The organism is Rhizobiaceae bacterium, assembly GCA_023953845.1.
Taxonomy (GTDB): domain Bacteria; phylum Pseudomonadota; class Alphaproteobacteria; order Rhizobiales; family Rhizobiaceae; genus Arvimicrobium.
Genome location: JAMLJC010000001.1, coordinates 278,862 through 294,882 on the forward strand (window position 1 = coordinate 278,862; position 16,021 = coordinate 294,882).

General features: G+C 64.5%; 18 protein-coding genes. 1 reads left to right on the top strand and 17 read right to left on the bottom strand.

Features of this window, described 5'->3' with window-relative positions; translation table 11 throughout:
* Positions 1 to 5 precede the first annotated feature (5 nt).
* On the bottom strand, positions 6 to 1,718 hold the full coding sequence (ureC, locus tag M9955_01400; GenBank protein MCO5080292.1) for an urease subunit alpha: 1,713 nt from the start codon (positions 1,716 to 1,718) through the stop codon (positions 6 to 8).
* Between the two features lie 175 nt (positions 1,719 to 1,893).
* Here ureC and M9955_01405 point away from each other — a divergent pair, with 175 nt between their 5' ends.
* Entirely contained in the window at positions 1,894 to 2,391 is a 498-nt protein-coding gene (locus M9955_01405) for a hypothetical protein (GenBank protein MCO5080293.1), read from the top strand.
* 53 nt (positions 2,392 to 2,444) lie between these two features.
* On the opposite strand, the gene M9955_01410 is transcribed toward M9955_01405, so the two are convergent.
* The 16 genes from M9955_01410 to M9955_01485 all read right to left on the bottom strand — a co-directional run bounded on the left by M9955_01410 (position 2,445) and on the right by M9955_01485 (position 15,719).
* Entirely contained in the window at positions 2,445 to 2,801 is a 357-nt protein-coding gene (locus tag M9955_01410) for a GFA family protein (protein ID MCO5080294.1), read from the bottom strand.
* A complete protein-coding gene (locus tag M9955_01415) occupies positions 2,798 to 3,205 on the bottom strand; it encodes a lysozyme inhibitor LprI family protein (protein ID MCO5080295.1) in 408 nt (135 codons plus the stop codon). Before M9955_01415 ends, M9955_01410 begins: the two co-directional genes overlap by 4 nt.
* Positions 3,202 to 3,507: an urease subunit beta gene (locus tag M9955_01420; protein ID MCO5080296.1), complete on the bottom strand. Its 306-nt coding sequence runs from the start codon at positions 3,505 to 3,507 to the stop codon at positions 3,202 to 3,204. Before M9955_01420 ends, M9955_01415 begins: the two co-directional genes overlap by 4 nt.
* A 2-nt stretch (positions 3,508 to 3,509) precedes the next feature.
* Positions 3,510 to 4,100, bottom strand: coding sequence for a HupE/UreJ family protein (locus M9955_01425; GenBank protein MCO5080297.1), 591 nt, complete (start codon positions 4,098 to 4,100; stop codon positions 3,510 to 3,512).
* 27 nt (positions 4,101 to 4,127) lie between these two features.
* The gene (locus tag M9955_01430; GenBank protein ID MCO5080298.1) at positions 4,128 to 4,388 is read right to left on the bottom strand and encodes a DUF1272 domain-containing protein; all 261 of its coding nucleotides are present in this window, start codon (positions 4,386 to 4,388) and stop codon (positions 4,128 to 4,130) included.
* Positions 4,389 to 4,397: 9 nt separating this feature from the next.
* Entirely contained in the window at positions 4,398 to 4,700 is a 303-nt protein-coding gene (locus M9955_01435; protein MCO5080299.1) for an urease subunit gamma, read from the bottom strand.
* Between the two features lie 10 nt (positions 4,701 to 4,710).
* Entirely contained in the window at positions 4,711 to 5,451 is a 741-nt protein-coding gene (locus M9955_01440) for an urease accessory protein UreD (GenBank protein ID MCO5080300.1), read from the bottom strand.
* 73 nt (positions 5,452 to 5,524) lie between these two features.
* Positions 5,525 to 6,220, bottom strand: coding sequence for an urea ABC transporter ATP-binding subunit UrtE (gene urtE, locus M9955_01445; GenBank protein ID MCO5080301.1), 696 nt, complete (start codon positions 6,218 to 6,220; stop codon positions 5,525 to 5,527).
* Positions 6,221 to 6,454: 234 nt separating this feature from the next.
* Complete coding sequence (urtD, locus tag M9955_01450; GenBank protein ID MCO5080302.1) at positions 6,455 to 7,201, bottom strand: urea ABC transporter ATP-binding protein UrtD; 747 nt, start codon at positions 7,199 to 7,201, stop codon at positions 6,455 to 6,457.
* A gap of 5 nt (positions 7,202 to 7,206) precedes the next feature.
* The gene (urtC, locus tag M9955_01455; GenBank protein ID MCO5080303.1) at positions 7,207 to 8,424 is read right to left on the bottom strand and encodes an urea ABC transporter permease subunit UrtC; all 1,218 of its coding nucleotides are present in this window, start codon (positions 8,422 to 8,424) and stop codon (positions 7,207 to 7,209) included.
* Positions 8,421 to 10,055, bottom strand: coding sequence for an urea ABC transporter permease subunit UrtB (gene urtB / locus M9955_01460; protein MCO5080304.1), 1,635 nt, complete (start codon positions 10,053 to 10,055; stop codon positions 8,421 to 8,423). The genes urtC and urtB overlap by 4 nt, the downstream gene beginning before the upstream one ends.
* 162 nt (positions 10,056 to 10,217) lie before the next feature.
* The gene (gene urtA / locus M9955_01465) at positions 10,218 to 11,519 is read right to left on the bottom strand and encodes an urea ABC transporter substrate-binding protein (GenBank protein MCO5080305.1); all 1,302 of its coding nucleotides are present in this window, start codon (positions 11,517 to 11,519) and stop codon (positions 10,218 to 10,220) included.
* A gap of 237 nt (positions 11,520 to 11,756) precedes the next feature.
* A complete protein-coding gene (locus M9955_01470; GenBank protein ID MCO5080306.1) occupies positions 11,757 to 13,319 on the bottom strand; it encodes an ATP-binding protein in 1,563 nt (520 codons plus the stop codon).
* Entirely contained in the window at positions 13,316 to 14,005 is a 690-nt protein-coding gene (locus tag M9955_01475; GenBank protein MCO5080307.1) for a response regulator transcription factor, read from the bottom strand. The genes M9955_01470 and M9955_01475 overlap by 4 nt, the downstream gene beginning before the upstream one ends.
* 2 nt (positions 14,006 to 14,007) lie before the next feature.
* Complete coding sequence (locus M9955_01480; GenBank protein ID MCO5080308.1) at positions 14,008 to 15,558, bottom strand: DUF4173 domain-containing protein; 1,551 nt, start codon at positions 15,556 to 15,558, stop codon at positions 14,008 to 14,010.
* Positions 15,555 to 15,719, bottom strand: coding sequence for a hypothetical protein (locus tag M9955_01485; protein MCO5080309.1), 165 nt, complete (start codon positions 15,717 to 15,719; stop codon positions 15,555 to 15,557). The genes M9955_01480 and M9955_01485 overlap by 4 nt, the downstream gene beginning before the upstream one ends.
* Between the last annotated feature and the right edge of the window lie 302 nt (positions 15,720 to 16,021).

The following is a 16,021-nucleotide window of genomic DNA, read 5'->3' on the forward strand; positions in this document are numbered from 1 at the left end:
GATTCTTAAAACAGAAAATACCGCTGCGCCATCGGCAGTACGGTCGCCGGCTCGCAGGTCAGCAACTCGCCGTTCGCCCGGACCTCATAGGTCTCGGGGTCGACATCGATCTTCGGCGTAGCGTTGTTGAGGATCATCGAGGATTTGGAAATGCCGCCGCGCGTGTTTTCCACGGCGATCATCTCTTTCGCCACGCCGATCCTTTGCTGAAGACCGAGGTCCCTCGCGGCCTTGCTGACGAAGGTCACCGACGAGGCGGCCGGCGCCTTTCCATAGCCACTATACATGTAGCGATAGTGCACCGGCTGCGGCGTCGGGATCGAGGCGTTGGGATCGCCCATGGGCGCGGCCGCGATCGTGCCGCCGACCAGCACCATGTCCGGCTTCACGCCGAAGAAAGCAGGGTTCCACAGCACCAGATCGGCCCGCTTGCCGATCTCGATCGAGCCGACATGCTTCGACAGCCCCTGCGCGATCGCCGGGTTGATCGTGTATTTGGCGATGTAGCGGCGCACACGAAGATTGTCGTTGTCGCCCTCTTCCTCCGCCAGCCGCCCGCGCTGCACTTTCATCTTGTGCGCCGTCTGCCAGGTGCGGATCGGAACTTCGCCGACGCGCCCCATCGCCTGGCTGTCGGACGAGATGATCGAGAACGCGCCGAGGTCGTGCAATATGTCCTCTGCCGCGATTGTCTCCTTGCGGATGCGGCTTTCGGCGAAGGCGATGTCCTCGGGAATGGACGGGCTGAGATGGTGACACACCATCAGCATGTCGAGATGCTCGGCGATGGTGTTCTGCGTGTAGGGCCGGGTCGGATTGGTGGAGGACGGGATGACGTTCTGAAGCCCGCACACCTTGATGATGTCCGGCGCGTGGCCGCCGCCCGCCCCCTCGGTATGGAAGGCGTGGATGGTGCGGCCCTTGAAGGCCTTCACCGTATCCTCGACAAACCCGCTCTCGTTCAGCGTGTCGGTGTGGATCATCACCTGTATGTCGTAGTCGTCGGCCACCGCGAGGCAATTGTCGATGGCGGCCGGGGTCGTGCCCCAGTCCTCGTGCAGCTTGAGCGCGCAGGCCCCGCCCTCGATCATCTCGATCAGCGCAGCCGGTTTCGAGGCGTTGCCCTTGCCCGACAGGCCGAGATTGATCGGGAACGCGTCGAAGGACTGGATCATGCGCGCCAGATGCCATGGACCGGGGGTGCAGGTCGTCGCCAGCGTGCCGTGGGCCGGTCCGGTGCCGCCGCCGAGCATGGTGGTGACGCCGGACATCAGCGCCTCCTCGATCTGCTGCGGGCAGATGAAGTGGATATGCGCGTCGATGCCGCCTGCGGTGAGGATCTTGCCCTCGCCCGCGATCGCCTCCGTGCCGGGACCGATGACGATATCGACGCCCGGCTGCGTGTCAGGATTTCCGGCCTTGCCGATGGCGACGATACGCCCGTCCTTCAGCCCGACATCGGCCTTCACGATGCCCCAGTGATCGACGATCAGGGCATTGGTGATGACCGTGTCGACCGCCCCCTCCGCGCGCGACATCTGGCTCTGGCCCATGCCGTCGCGGATCACCTTGCCACCGCCGAACTTTACCTCCTCGCCATAGACGGTGAAATCCCTCTCCACCTCGATGATGAGTTCGGTGTCGGCCAGCCGCACCCGGTCGCCCGTCGTCGGGCCGTACATGGCGGCATAGGCGGCGCGCGAAAGGCTAGCGGGCATGGCGTGTTCCTGAGGCTGCAACGGAATCGAAGGCTTGGACGTTTCCTGTTCGGGTAGGCGCACTGCGCCGACAGGCCGCGGCAAAAACCCTTGGATCACAAAAACGTCGCCTTAGATTGGCAGTATCTCGCATCTGCGAAACATTGCGAATCCCTTGTGACCGGAGTTGAGGACCATGACGCTTGCTTTGACGCCCCCACGACCAGTTCGGCCGATGTGCCGGCTCGTCATGGCGCTCCTTGCCTCGTGCGTGATCGTCAGTGCCGCCACGGCGCAGGGCGTCGGCAGCAAGGCCGCCGTCGACGCGATCGTCGGCTCCGAGGTTCAGGAGGAACAGGCACGCACCGCTGTGGATGCCGACAAGGTCATCGACGCCATCGACAGGACCGCGGAAGCAATAGAGTTCGTCCGCAAGGTGTCCAAGCTCGACAAGGTCGAGATCGTTTTCCTGACGGACGCCACCGTCGACCAGGGCGGTTTGCCGCCGGCTATTCAGGCCAGGGCCGACGAGAAGAAGGCCGAGATCGCCGAACTTCGCAAGGAGCTGGAAGGCAATGCCATGCTCTTCCACGCCATCGATTCGCGTCAGATCCTGAGCCAGGACGTGCTCGCCGTAACCTTCGATGGTGAACACAGCGCCACCATCTACACGACCGCGAAGCCGGCGGGCTGAAGGCGCAGCCAGCGGCTGTTCGCACCCTGTCGGCCGTCGGGCGCTTCGCATCCTCACCGGCTCCGGCCGTCCACCTTCGTCGGCGCCAGTGCATCGGGATCGACGCCGTCGAGGCATCGCGCATTGATGGCGACCATTTTTTTCCCGTCTGGCGCCGTACCGCGCGAAAAACTCTGGACTCCGCAGGTCGAGCAGAACAGGTGATGGATGACGTGCTTGTTGAACTGGTATTCGGTAAGCGAGCCGTCGCCGGAGATCAGCTCGAAATCCGATTCCGGCACGAAGGCAAGGATCGTGCCCAGCCTTCCGCAGCGCGAACAGTTGCAGGCGAAGGTTTTGGAGAGGTCCGCCGTCGTCCGGTATGAGACGGCGCCGCATTGGCAACTCCCGTGATACTGTTCCGCCGTCATTGATTTTCCTCTCCCATGAACGAACGCAGTTCCTTCGTCCGCGCCCTTGTCATTTCCGCAAGACATCCGCTCACCAGCATCGGCTCCATCGAGCCGCCCCGGGCCTCGAAACCGGCCAGCTCGCAGCTCCTGTCGCGATAGGTGATCCAGGCGCGCTGCGCGGCCAGCAAAGCCGCCTCGGCGCCCTTCATGTCATCGGAAGACTGATCGGCATCGAGCTCCTTCGCCGTCTGCCGCGCTTCCTTCCAGATTTTGTTCAGTTCCGCGTCGGCCTTCCGGTAATCCTGATCCGCGCACATGTTGAGCTCGACCTGCGCCATTGCGTTCTCGCAATCTAAGTCTTCCTGTGCGGCCGCGGGCGTGGCGGCGATCGCCAGCAGGCAGGCTGCGAACGCAGGTCTCATAGCTTTCCCATGATCTTCCGCTGAAAGCCGTAAACCTCGCGTTTGCCGCCGAACGGCACGAGACGCACCTCGCGCGTCTGGCCCGGCTCGAAACGGACAGCAGTGCCCGCAGCGATGTCGAGCCGCATCCCCCGCGCCGCCGCGCGGTCGAACTGCAACCCCTCGTTCGTCTCGAAGAAGTGGTAATGCGACCCCACCTGGATCGGCCGGTCGCCCGTATTGGCGACCCTGACCGTCACGGCTTTTGCCCCCTGGTTGAGCAGTATGTCGCCGCCTGCCGGAAAGATCTCGCCGGGTATCATGGTCACGCCCCCGCCACGAGCCACAGGCCGGCAAGCGCCGTCAGCCCGCCGCCGATGCGCGCCGCCGTGCGGCCGGCAGCGCCGCCGATCATGGCCGCAAGCCCGATGCCAAGCGCCATGCCGACCGCATGCAGGAGTGAAGTCGCGAAGGCGAAACCGACCGAGAATGGCCATGCGCCCGCTTCGCCGAGTTCACCGCCATGCGCATAGCCGTGGAAGAAGGCGAAGAAACCGACCATCGCCATGCCGGCCGACGCCGGCACCTGAAGGGCGATCATCGCCAGCAACCCGATAACCACGACCGATGCCGCGATCACCGGCTCGACGAAGGGCAGGCCGACACCCAGCATAGCTGCCGCGAAGCCTATGAGCATCGTGCCTACGAACGCAACGGGCACGAGCCAGACCGAGCGCCCACCGAGCAATGCCGCCCAGAGGCCGACCCCGACCATCGCCAGAATATGGTCCGCGCCGAAAAACGGATGCGAGAAGCCCGCAGCGAAGGAGCCGTGCTCCACAGGATCGAGATGGGCGAAGGCCGGCAGCGCGGAGGCCGCGAAAAACAGGGAAACAAGCGAAAAGCGTCTGAGCATGAAAATCCTTTCCCTGATCGAATAAAGTCACGCGGCATCGGGCCAGGGCTTGCAGCCTCCGGCCTTGAACACGCGCACGATGGATGCCGGGTATTTCTCCAGCATGGCCGGCGTGCGGATCGGCCGCGTCACCAGTCCGCCGCCGCAATTCGGACAGATGCCGCCAAGCACATGGCGCGCGCAGTCAGCGCAGAAAGTGCATTCGAACGTACAGATCAGAGCCTCCACGCTGTCGTCCGGCGGCAGATCCCTGTCGCAGCACTCGCATCCCGGTCTGAGTTCCAGCATCGCGTCCTCTCAGCGTATCGGCTGATGAACGGTGACGAGTTTGGTGCCGTCCGGAAACGTGGCCTCGACCTGCACGTCGTGGATCATCTCCGCGATGCCCTCCATCACCTGCTCCCGGCTCACCACATGTGCGCCGGCCTCCATCAGGTCGGCGACCGAACGTCCGTCACGCGCCCCCTCCACCACGAAATCCGTGATCAGCGCGATCGCCTCCGGATGATTGAGTTTTACGCCGCGTTCCAGCCTGCGCTGCGCCACCATGGCGGCCATGGAGATCAGCAGCTTGTCTTTTTCGCGCGGCGTCAGATTCATGCGTTCACGATCAGATTTGCCAGACTTTCGGAAGCGGCCGTCCGTCCATCAGGACCGAGAGGGCCGGGATGAGTTTGGAGCGTAGTTCAAGACCGTCCGTCGCCGCAATCCTCATAAGCAGCTTTCCGCCCCATGCACTGGCGCCGCCGTCGTCGCCGATCGCTTCGCGCACCGGTTCCAGCAGGCATTCGCACTGCTCATCGGCATAGATCGCGGTCGCCATCGCCGCCTGCCCGGCGAGCACGGCGGGCCTGCGCAGTTGCCGGGCAATATCGCCCTCCAGCCGAAGATCGTCGGCGAAAAGCAGTTCGCCGTTCCGCCTTATCCGCCAGCGGTCATGAAAAGCGCCCGAATGCACCGTCTCCCCCATCGCCATGCGGCCGAACAGCACCGCCTCGACCGCCAGAAATTCCGCATCATCGCCGAGATCCACCTCGAAGCGCCGCCGCAACCGGCTACCGTCGAAAAGGATCGTCTCCTGTGGCAGCCAATCGAGCCGCGCACCGCGCCCAACCGTCAGTCTCGCGCTTACCTCCGCCGCGTCCCCCAGCGACCGGTAGACGCGCTCGCAGGCCTGCGTCGTCACGACCAGACCCGCGCGGTCATCCAGCACGATCTCCGTGGAAAAGCGGTCGCCGCCCGCCAGCCCACCCGCCGTGTTGATGAGGATCGCCTCCGGCGGCTGATGGAACGCGCGCGGCAGCCGCGCCTTGGAGGAGCCTTCCTGAAACAGCGTATGCAGCGCAGTCACGTCTCCCCGGCGCCGGAACGCCAGGCGCAGACCCCCGCTGGCGCGCTGCAGCCGGCCAGCCGGGACAGGCGCCTCAAATTGTGAGGTGTCGACGTACATCCGGATCGTCCAGCCCCTCCGCGCCGCCGGTGTAAACCACCTCGCCACGATCCATGATCGCGACCTTGTCCGCAAGCTCGCGCGCGAAATCCAGATATTGTTCCACCAGAAGGATGGTCATGCCCATCGTGTCGCGCAGGAAGCGGATGGCGCGGCCGATGTCCTTGATGATCGATGGCTGGATGCCTTCCGTCGGCTCGTCGAGCACCAGCAGCTTCGGCCGCATCACAAGCGCGCGCCCTATCGCGAGTTGCTGCTGCTGGCCGCCCGACAGGTCGCCGCCGCGGCGCGACAGCATCTGCTGGAGAACAGGAAACAGCTCGAACACATAGCCCGGCACGTTGCGGTCCGCGCGCTTCAGCGGCGCATAGCCCGATTCCAGATTCTCGCGCACCGTCAGCAGCGGAAAAATTTCACGCCCCTGCGGCACGAAACCGATGCCCGACCGGGCGCGATCATACGCCGCGCTCCGGTCGAGCGCCTTCCCCTCGAAGGCTATGCTTCCCGATGTCAGCCGGTTGTGGCCGACGATCGATCTCATCAGGCTGGTCTTGCCGACGCCGTTCCTGCCCAGCACGCACGTGATCCTCCCGGCCGGCACGTCGAGCGACACGCCGCGCAGCGCCTGCGCGGCGCCGTAGTGAAGCGTGGCGTCCTTCACCTCAAGCATGGTGGAGGCTTCAGGCATGACAGGCCACTCCCGTGGTCTGGTCCTCCCGCGCCCCCGTCGCTGCCGCGACGGGGGTGGCGGGCGTGTGCGCCTGCCAGGGGAGGTCGGTGAAAAATTTCACGATGTCGCGGGCAATACCTCTCATCAGGCCCTTCGGGCCACCGCCCGGGACCGAGCCGCTTGTCTCGGTTCGTCCTTCGGTAATCTGTTCAATATTCACCCGCCACCACATCGCTAGCGCCCCAGATAGACTTCGACGACGCGTTCGTCGGCTGAGACGAAATCAAGCGAGCCTTCCGAAAGCACTGAGCCCTCATGCAGGCAGGTGACCCTGACGCCGAGCTCGCGCACGAAATGCATGTCGTGTTCGACCACCACCACCGAATGCGTCTCGTTGATGTCCCTGAGCAGCCGCGCGGTCTCCGCCGTCTCGGCGTCGGTCATGCCGGCGACCGGTTCGTCGACCAGCAGCAGCTTGGGGTCCTGCGCCAGCAGCATGCCGATCTCCAGCCATTGCTTCTGGCCGTGGGAGAGATTGGCGGCGAGTTCATCGCGCTTGTCGCCCAGCCGGATGACGCCGAGGATCTCGTCGATCTGTTTCGCTTCCGGCGTCGAGCGGCGGTGGAACAGCGCCGGGAAGATCGAACGCGGCCCCTTGAGCGAAAGCACGAGATTGTCCTCGACGCTGTGGCTCTCGAACACGGTCGGCTTCTGAAACTTGCGGCCAATGCCCATCATGGCGATGTCGGCCTCATCATGCCGCGTCAGGTCGATCTCGCCATCGAAGAACACTTCGCCGTTATCCGGCCGCGTCTTGCCGGTGATGATGTCCATCATCGTCGTCTTGCCGGCGCCGTTCGGCCCGATGATCGCCCGCATCTCGCCCTTGTCGAGCACCAACGACAGATTGTTGATCGCCTTGAAGCCGTCGAAAGACCGCGAGACGCCGTCCAGGTAGAGGATGGTTCCGCTCTTCGACATCGCGCCTACTCCGCCGGTTGCGGCGCGAGAGCGCCATGCGGCGGCTTCGGAGCCGGGTGCTCCACACGCACCACGACACTTTCGCCGATGTTCGGATCGTCCATCGGCTCCGCCGGGCGCCTGCGCTTCAGTTTCGCCATCCAGTCATCCCAGACACCCAGAACGCCCCTCGGCATGAATAGCGTGACCAGCACGAACAGCCCGCCCAGTGCGAACAGCCAGAATTCGGGAAACGCACCCGTGAAGAAGGATTTCCCGGCATTGACCAGCAGCGCGCCGATGATCGGTCCGACGATCGTGCCGCGCCCGCCGACGGCCGTCCAGATCACCACCTCGATGGAATTGCCGGGCTCGAACTCGCCAGGATTGATGATGCCCACCTGCGGCACGTAGAGTGCGCCCGCTATGCCCGCCATGACGGCTGAAACCGTGAAGGCGAAGAGCTTCACGTTCTCCGCCCGCCAGCCGACGAAGCGCGTGCGGCTCTCCGCGTCGCGCACCGCCACCAGCAGCTTGCCGTATTTCGAGGAGACGATGCGCCAGGTCATGAACACGCCGATCGCCAGCGCCACCGCGCTCGCGGTGAACAGAGCCGAGCGTGTCGAGCCGGCCTGCACGTTGAAGCCAAGAATGTCCTTGAAATCGGTCAGGCCGTTGTTGCCGCCGAATCCCATGTCGTTGCGGAAGAAGGCGAGCAGCAGCGCATAGGTCATCGCCTGAGTGATGATCGACAGATACACACCGGTCACGCGGCTGCGGAAGGCGAACCAGCCGAAGACGAAGGCGAGCAGCCCCGGCACCGCCATCACCATCAGCGCGGCGAACCAGAACTGGTCGAAGCCGTACCAGAACCACGGCAGTTCCTTCCAGTTCAGGAACACCATGAAATCCGGCAGGACCGGATTGCCGTAGACGCCGCGGTCGCCGATCTGACGCATCAGATACATGCCCATCGCATAGCCGCCCAGCGCGAAGAAAGCGCCATGACCGAGCGAGAGGATGCCGCAATAGCCCCACACCAGATCGAGCGACAGGGCGAGCAGCGCATAGCAGAGATACTTGCCGAGCAGCGCCACCATATAGGACGGCACATGGAACGCGCTGGTCGAAGGCAATGCGAGATTGAGGATCGGCACCAGCACGGCGATGCCGAGCAGGACGACGATGGTGAGAAAGATGCGCCGGTCCGCCGCCGCACCCGTGAAGAAGCGCCCCGTCATCATGCTTCCACCGCCCTGCCCTTCAGCGCGAACAGGCCGCGCGGGCGTTTCTGGATGAACAGGATGATCAGCACCAGCACCAGGATCTTGCCGAGCACCGCGCCCGCATAGGGTTCGAGGAACTTGTTGAGCACGCCGAGCGACAGCGCGCCTACCAGCGTGCCCCACAGATTGCCGACGCCGCCGAACACCACGACCATGAAGCTGTCGATGATGTAGCCCTGACCGAGATTGGGCGACACGTTGTCGATCTGGCTGAGCGCCACGCCGGCGATACCGGCGATGCCGGAGCCAAGCGCGAAGGTCAGCGCGTCTACCCATGGCGTGCGGATGCCCATCGATGAGGCCATGCGCCGGTTCTGCGTCACGGCCCGCATCTGCAATCCCCACGGGGTGCGCTTCATAACGTAGAGAAGCGCGAAGAAGACGGCCATGGCGAAGACGAGAATCCAGAGACGGTTCCAGGTGATCGACAGTTCGCCGATCTGGAACGCACCCGACATCCAGGAGGGATTGCCGACTTCCTTGTTGGTCGGGCCGAAGATGGTGCGCACCGCCTGCTGGAGGATCAGCGACACGCCCCACGTCGCAAGCAGCGTCTCCAGCGGCCGGCCGTAAAGGAAGCGGATGACGCCGCGCTCCAGCGCCAGTCCCACGCCGCCGGCAACGAGGAAGGCCATCGGCAGCGCGATCAGCAGCGAATAATCGAAGAGTCCGGGCGCGGAGCCGCGAATGACGTTCTGCACCACGAAGGTCGTATAGGCCCCGAGCATCACCATCTCGCCATGCGCCATGTTGATGACGCCCATGACGCCGAAAGTGATGGCGAGGCCGATGGCCGCGAGCAGCAGCACCGATCCGAGCGAGAGGCCGTACCAGACGTTCTGTCCGGCCGCCCACAGCGCCAGCGAACTGTTGATGCCCGCAATGGCGTCGGACGACGCCTGTTTCAGGCTGCCCTCGGCCCTTGCCTCGAAGGCCGTGAGCAGCGACAGCGCATCTCGGCTGCCCATGGATGCGATCACCGCGATCGCCGCGCGCTTCTCGTCCTCGGGAAGATCGGAAACGAGCACCGCGGAAGCCCGCGCCTGCTCAAGCTTCGCCTTGACCGACGCGACCGTTTCCTTGGCGATTGCCGCATCGAGCGCAGGGATCGCAGCGGGATCGGGGTTTTTGAACATCGTGTCGGCAGCGGCGAGTCGGGTGGCCGGATCGTCGGACCCCAGCGTCAGCGAGCCGAGCGCGTCGCGGATGACGCGGCGCAGTGAATTGTTGACCTTGACCTTGGCGACATCCGTCTTGCCGGCCTCTCCCGCCGTGTCCCCTGTGACCGGATCGGAGAGTTTCACCGTCGCGCCGCTCTCGACGCCTATGAACACGCCGCTGTCGGATTTGCGAATGTAGAGATTGCCGTCGGATAGCGCCGACAGCACGCGTTCGACGCCGGCATCGCCTGTCCCCGCCAGTTCGCGCACGACCGTCTCGGTGTCCTTGAAGTTCTTGGCCGTCGCAAACTTCGCGATGATGGGACGAAGCGTGGCTTCGTCGGCATGGGTTGCGACAGCGAAAAAGGAGAGCAGGAAAAACAGAAGTCCGGACAGGATTCGCAGGGAAACGCCCCCTCTCCGCCGCACGTGACGCAATTCCTCTCGCCCACGACATCGGGGGAGAGGCGACAGGCGCAGCGAGGTGGAGAGGAGGAGGATCATGTCATTCGCTTGCAGGCGGGAGGAGACCTGCTTTCGGGCGGACAGCATCGATCCGCCCAGAAGCATTGTTGCGCAAGGATCAGAGCCTCAGTTCACGCCCTTGCCGCCGCACTTGCCGGTCGCGACGTTGAAGTTGCCGCAGGAGAGCGGAGCGCGCCAGTCGGCGATCAGGTCCTTGGAGTCCGGCAGGTAGTCCGACCATTCGTCTCCGACCACCAGGCCCGGCGTCTGCCAGACGGTTTCCATCTGCCCGTCGGCCTGGATTTCGCCGATCAGCACCGGCTTGGTGATGTGATGGTTCGGCATCATGGTCGAATAGCCACCGGAAAGATTGGGAACGGAGACGCCGATGATGGCGTCGATCACCGCATCCGGGTCGGTGGTGCCGGCCTTTTCGACCGCCTTGATCCACATGTTGAAGCCGATGACATGGGCCTCCATCGGATCGTTGGTGACGCGCTTGTCGTTCTTGATGTAGGTCTTCCACTTCGCGATGAAGTCGGCGTTCTCTGGCGTGTCGACCGACTGGAAATAGTTCCACGCGGTCAGGTGGCCGACCAGCGGAGCGGTGTCTAGGCCAGCCAGTTCCTCCTCGCCGACCGAGAAGGCGACGACCGGAATGTCCTCGGCCTTGATGCCCTGATTGGCGAGTTCCTTGTAAAACGGCACGTTGGCGTCGCCGTTGATGGTGGAGACCACGGCGGTCTTCTTGCCGGCCGAGCCGAAATTCTTGATGTCGGTGACGATGGTCTGCCAGTCGGAATGGCCGAACGGCGTGTAGTTGACCATGATGTCGTCCTTGGCCACGCCCTTGGCTTCGAGATAGGCCTGCAGGATCTTGTTGGTCGTCTGCGGATAGACGTAGTCGGTGCCGGCGAGCACCCAGCGCTCGACGCCTTCCTCGTTCATCAGGTAGTCGACGGCCGGAATGGCCTGCTGGTTCGGCGCCGCACCAGTGTAGAACACGTTGCGCTGGCTCTCCTCGCCCTCGTACTGGACCGGGTAGAAGAGGATGCTGTTAAGTTCCTCGAACACCGGCAGCACAGACTTGCGCGACACTGAAGTCCAGCAGCCGAACACGGCCGCGACCTTGTCCTTCTGGATCAGTTCGCGCGCCTTTTCGGCGAAGAGCGGCCAGTCGGAGGCCGGATCGACCACCACCGCCTCGAGCTTCTTGCCGAGCACGCCACCCTTCTTGTTCTGCTCGTCGATCAGGAAGAGCATCGTGTCCTTGAGCGTCGTTTCCGAAATCGCCATCGTGCCCGACAGCGAATGCAGGATGCCGACCTTGATCGTGTCCTCCTGTGCATAGGCTGTCGCGCCCGACAGCAAGCCGGCGGCGACCGCAGCCGCCCCTACGAATTGACGCACCCCACTCCACATCGTCATTTGTTGTAACCTTCTGGTTTGCTGCACCGCAAAAGAACAGAGCAAGCACCGTGCCAGATTCGAAGAATTTTGCTCCAAAGGGCATTTGTTAAGGAAATACAAACCAGATCGCCGGAATCGAGGCTGCGCTGCGCAAGCTTTCGCACCGCTGCTCAGCCGGCGCATTGTGCAACGCAGCGCCGGGTTGTCTAAAACATAGTCATCCAGGCCGGAATGCCGCCATATTAGGCAATCTTCCTAGGCCTCCGGCAGCCGCAACGCGAACGCGGCGCCTTTTGCCGTTTCGACCACGCTGGCCTTGCCGCCATGCGCGCTGACCAGCGCCGCGACGATCGAAAGACCGATGCCGGTCCCGCCTTTCTCGCGCCGGGTCGTGAAGAAGGGAGCGAAGACACGGTCCCGGTTGCCGGGCGATATGCCTTCGCCGTCGTCCTGCAATGCGACGACGACCTCCTCGTCATCGAGCGTAGCGGCGATCGACAAATTACGCGCGCCGTGCTGCCGCGAATTCTCTGCGAAATTGCCGAGCACGATGGCAAGATTTTCCGCCGACATGCGGCAGCGAAGGTCGCCTCCACCGATCGATATGGACAATCCCGACGGCGGCGCGACAATCTCCATCGCCTCACCGACGGAAGCCGAGACGTCGCCGGCGGCGGAAGCCTCCGCACGCGCAAGCTCCAGCAGGTGGCGCACCAGCCCGGTCAGACGACCGGCGTCGCTGACGATGTTCTGCGAGAAGCGGCGGCGTTCCTCCTCGCTCATCTCCGCGCCGGAATCGCGCAGCAGTTCGGCCGCGCCCTGTATCGAGGTGAGCGGCGATTTCAGCTCGTGCGAGACGTGCGTCGCGAAATTCTGCAAGGAATCCGTGCGCGCCTGAAGCTTGCGCGCCATGTCGAGGAAAGCCGCTCCAAGGAGCGCCATCTCACGCGTGCCATGATGGCTGAGCGGCCGGATCGCCTCGCGGTCGCCGGCGGCGATACGTTGCGTGCGCCCGATCAGCTCATGCATTGGCCTGCTGATGGTGCGCACGAAAAGGAAGCCGATGAGCAGCGTCGTCAGCAGGATTGCGGCGCCGGCCATAGCCACTTTCCTGCGCTCGCCATAAAGATGCTTGATGATGTTGTTGGGCGTGCGGGAGAGGTAGAAGACGCCCGCCACGCGGCCATCCATCACCGCCGGCATCGCCACGAAGACGCGGATCGACGTACCGCGACTCATCGAATAGACCGGTGGCGGATCGCGGTTGAGGATGCGCATGCGCATGGCGCTGGCATAGCGACCCGCGAGCGCCCGTTTCACCTCGGGGATTTCGGCCAGCGACAGACCGATCTCGTCGCTGCCGCCGATCACGGTCCCGTTCGGATCGAGCAGGCGGAAACCGGCCAGCGTCGTCTCCTGCGTCTCGGCCATGATGTCGGTGAGCGCATGGCCCGCCCGCATGAACACCGGCAGGGACGGCATCTCCGCCGTGGTCGGCTGCGGGCGCAGGCCCAGGACATCGTCCGAAGCGAGATCGAGGCCGGGCTCGATGGGATTGTAGGGCTCGCCCGGAGCCGGCAGCGCGTCGGCGGGAACGGCCGCGCCCAGATCGTCCGGCCGGACGCCCGCCTCGCGCAGCTCCCGCACATAGATGGCGCCGAGTGCCGCGCTCTGCGCGATCAGTTCGGATTCGGCCTGCCGGACGAGCTGGTTCTCATAGAGCCGGAAGAAGAAGAGGCCGAACACCGGCAGCGCTAGAACGGCGATCAGGATCACCAGCACGATGACGGAAAGGCGCGGCCGCCACTTCGCCGTCACGCGCCGCACCGCCCGATGCGCAGGCCGACGCCGTGCACGGTCTCGACGCCGTCCTCGCAGCCGGCCTCCTTCAGCTTGCCGCGCAGATTGCGCACATGGCTGTCGATGGTGCGGTCGGAGACGTGGATGTTGCCCGGATAGGCCGCCTGCATGATCTGGTCGCGGTTGAGCACGCGCCCGCCGGCCGCCATCAGCGTTTTCAGCATGGCGAACTCTATTGCCGTCAGTTGCACCGGGCGCTCACCGAAGCTTGCTTCATGCATCCCGATATCGAGCCGCAGCAGGCCGCGCACCAGCGGTTCGGCTTCGGGCTTCTCCTCCTTGCGGCCGCGCCGCAGGATGACGTTCACCCGCGCCACCAGCTCGCGCGGCGAGAACGGCTTGGTGACATAGTCGTCGCCGCCCATTTCGAGGCCCAGAACGCGGTCGATCTCCTCGTCCCGGGCGGAGAGAAATAGAATCGGCACGTCGGAGGTGCGCCGGATCTGCCGGCAGACCTCCAGCCCGTCCATCTGCGGCATGCCGACGTCGAGCACGATCAGCGACGGCTGCAACTCTTCGAACTGACGCAACGCGCTGGCCCCGTCATTGGCGGCATGGACCTGCATGCCGGCCTTTTCCAGCGCGAAGCAGATCACCTCGCGGATATGCGGATCGTCGTCGGCGACGAGAATGCGATGCGCCATATCTATTCCCCCGAAATCTCGCCCTGCCCTTCGGACCCGATCATGGCAGGATGTTGATCGAGGTAGCGCATCAGGCGCCAGCCGCGAAAGGTCCAGCTTCGCCAATCCTGCATGTGCTGCAGATGCGCCGCCGCCATTTCCTCCCGTTTCTCCGAGATCCATATCGGCCATGCCGTATCGGCGGCGGCGAGCAGGCGGTCGATCGCCGGAATGGCCTGCGGCCCGAGCTGCGTGAGGTAATAGGTGTCGAGGTAGATCGACGTCGTTCCCGGCGGCGGGCGATGATCGACGTTCCATTCGGCGATGATCGCGGCGAAGTTGACGAAGCCGCAGGCGTAGAGCGTCACGCCGAGCGTGGCCAGATTGGCCGACAGCAGCCAGTCGTTGGAGCGCCCCGTCGCGATGCGGACGATGATGAGGACCAGTCCCACCGCCACGAGGCCCATCCAGATGAAGGCCGCCACCCGCCAATAGGTCAGCGAGTAGACGTCCACATAGAGGTCGAGGCGCAGGATCGACGAGATCACCAGCATGATGTTCTGCGCCGTCCACACATAGACCAGCACGCGGACCAGCGGATTGCGCCCGGCCTTGCCGCCCTCCCGCGTCGCGACCAGCACGAAGGCGGCGGCGAGCAGCGCCGTGACGATGAGCGGATAGGCGCCGCGATGCGCATAGGCCGCGTAGGTCATGCCGTCCGGCAGCGCGACGCCGCCCCACAGATAGGCGATATCCAGCACGGTCTGGGCGGCGAAAAGCGCGTTGAAGATCACCAGCGCCCGCAGGATGGCGACCTCCCCGACCATCGCGTCGAAAAAATAGCTCGGGGTGCCTGCCTCGCGCGGCTTCACCGGCCCGATCAGATCGGCCACAGGCCGTCGGAGCTGGAACCACGAGACACGCGGCCTGAGAAAGCCCCAGACGACCATGAGCACCAGCATCCAGAAGGCGGTGCGAAACGCGTCGAGCAGATCGAACAGCCGCCAGAGCGAAATCATGTCGAGCCATTTCTCGACGATCGGATTGGCGATGCCGAAAAGCAGCACGAAAACCAGCCCCAGTCCCAGAGGCAGCACCCATGACGCCACGCCCGAGAGACGCAGGCCGCCGGCGACCTTGCGCGACGCCACGCGCCAGCGCACCATGTCGGGCACGAAGCGGAAGGCGACTGCGAGAAGGAAACCGGCGAGCTGCCAGACGATCCGGGCCAGACCGCGCCGCAGGCGTCCGGTGACGGCGAGCGAGAACACCGCCAGCGCGCCGAAGCCAAGCGCTATCGACAGGACGCTGACATTCTCGACCAGCGGCAGGAGCCCGAAGCAAAGCACCAGAGCGGCCCAGGAACTCGTGGCCAAATGCTTGCGCCGCAAGCTTGTCGTTAGAAGCGTGGCCGCGATCAGGGCGAGGAAAAGCGGCAGCGAAATGCCGGTAACCCGCTCGTAGAACAGCAGGTCGGCCACGACGACGAGCAGGGTTGCGGCAAGGAGCTTTGCGCCGAATTTCGGTGCGCCGGTCGCGGGAACCAGTCTTCGATGGACGAGCGCGACGGTCACTGGCGCACCTCGCGTTTCGAAATGTCCACGGGACGCGAGCCGGCAGCGAACACGGACGACGCGCTCACGACGCGGGGCGGCGGATCGAGCCACCATCCATCGGAAGCGAGGCGGGCCGGAAGGCGGCGGCGGAAGGCGGTTATGTCGATGATCGCGCTCATGACGGCATGCTGGCGGCTCCGCCCGAACCTTCTCGGGCCGGGATGAGCAAAAACTCCGGCGCTTCGTGCAGATTTTGATGAGGCCGATCCTGCCGGTGTGGCCGATAATCCCTGGCCAGGCGCCCTCGTTGCCACGCCTGCCTTCGCATCTGGCCATTGTCGAAGAACTGGGAAAACGGGCGATCCTCGGGCCGCTCGTAAAGTTAGCAATGTGCGATCCTCGGATCGCCCGTTCGGCATTCTTCCGGATCAACGCGGCTGTCGCCTGGAGGTCTCGGCTCCCTTTCGGGAACCGAAGGGCC

What these genes read in the sequence shown, in the direction of transcription:
- M9955_01420 (MCO5080296.1), bottom strand. Translation starts at nt 3,507, where the DNA reads ATGATACCCGGCGAGATCTTTCCGGCAGGCGGCGACATACTGCTCAAC.
- urtC (MCO5080303.1), bottom strand. Translation starts at nt 8,424, where the DNA reads ATGATGACGGGGCGCTTCTTCACGGGTGCGGCGGCGGACCGGCGCATC.
- urtE (MCO5080301.1), bottom strand. Translation starts at nt 6,220, where the DNA reads ATGCTTGAGGTGAAGGACGCCACGCTTCACTACGGCGCCGCGCAGGCG.
- M9955_01410 (MCO5080294.1), bottom strand. Translation starts at nt 2,801, where the DNA reads ATGACGGCGGAACAGTATCACGGGAGTTGCCAATGCGGCGCCGTCTCA.
- urtA (MCO5080305.1), bottom strand. Translation starts at nt 11,519, where the DNA reads ATGACGATGTGGAGTGGGGTGCGTCAATTCGTAGGGGCGGCTGCGGTC.
- M9955_01435 (MCO5080299.1), bottom strand. Translation starts at nt 4,700, where the DNA reads ATGAATCTGACGCCGCGCGAAAAAGACAAGCTGCTGATCTCCATGGCC.
- M9955_01430 (MCO5080298.1), bottom strand. Translation starts at nt 4,388, where the DNA reads ATGCTGGAACTCAGACCGGGATGCGAGTGCTGCGACAGGGATCTGCCG.
- M9955_01425 (MCO5080297.1), bottom strand. Translation starts at nt 4,100, where the DNA reads ATGCTCAGACGCTTTTCGCTTGTTTCCCTGTTTTTCGCGGCCTCCGCG.
- urtD (MCO5080302.1), bottom strand. Translation starts at nt 7,201, where the DNA reads ATGTCGAAGAGCGGAACCATCCTCTACCTGGACGGCGTCTCGCGGTCT.
- M9955_01405 (MCO5080293.1), top strand. Translation starts at nt 1,894, where the DNA reads ATGACGCTTGCTTTGACGCCCCCACGACCAGTTCGGCCGATGTGCCGG.
- M9955_01485 (MCO5080309.1), bottom strand. Translation starts at nt 15,719, where the DNA reads ATGAGCGCGATCATCGACATAACCGCCTTCCGCCGCCGCCTTCCGGCC.
- M9955_01415 (MCO5080295.1), bottom strand. Translation starts at nt 3,205, where the DNA reads ATGAGACCTGCGTTCGCAGCCTGCCTGCTGGCGATCGCCGCCACGCCC.
- ureC (MCO5080292.1), bottom strand. Translation starts at nt 1,718, where the DNA reads ATGCCCGCTAGCCTTTCGCGCGCCGCCTATGCCGCCATGTACGGCCCG.
- M9955_01475 (MCO5080307.1), bottom strand. Translation starts at nt 14,005, where the DNA reads ATGGCGCATCGCATTCTCGTCGCCGACGACGATCCGCATATCCGCGAG.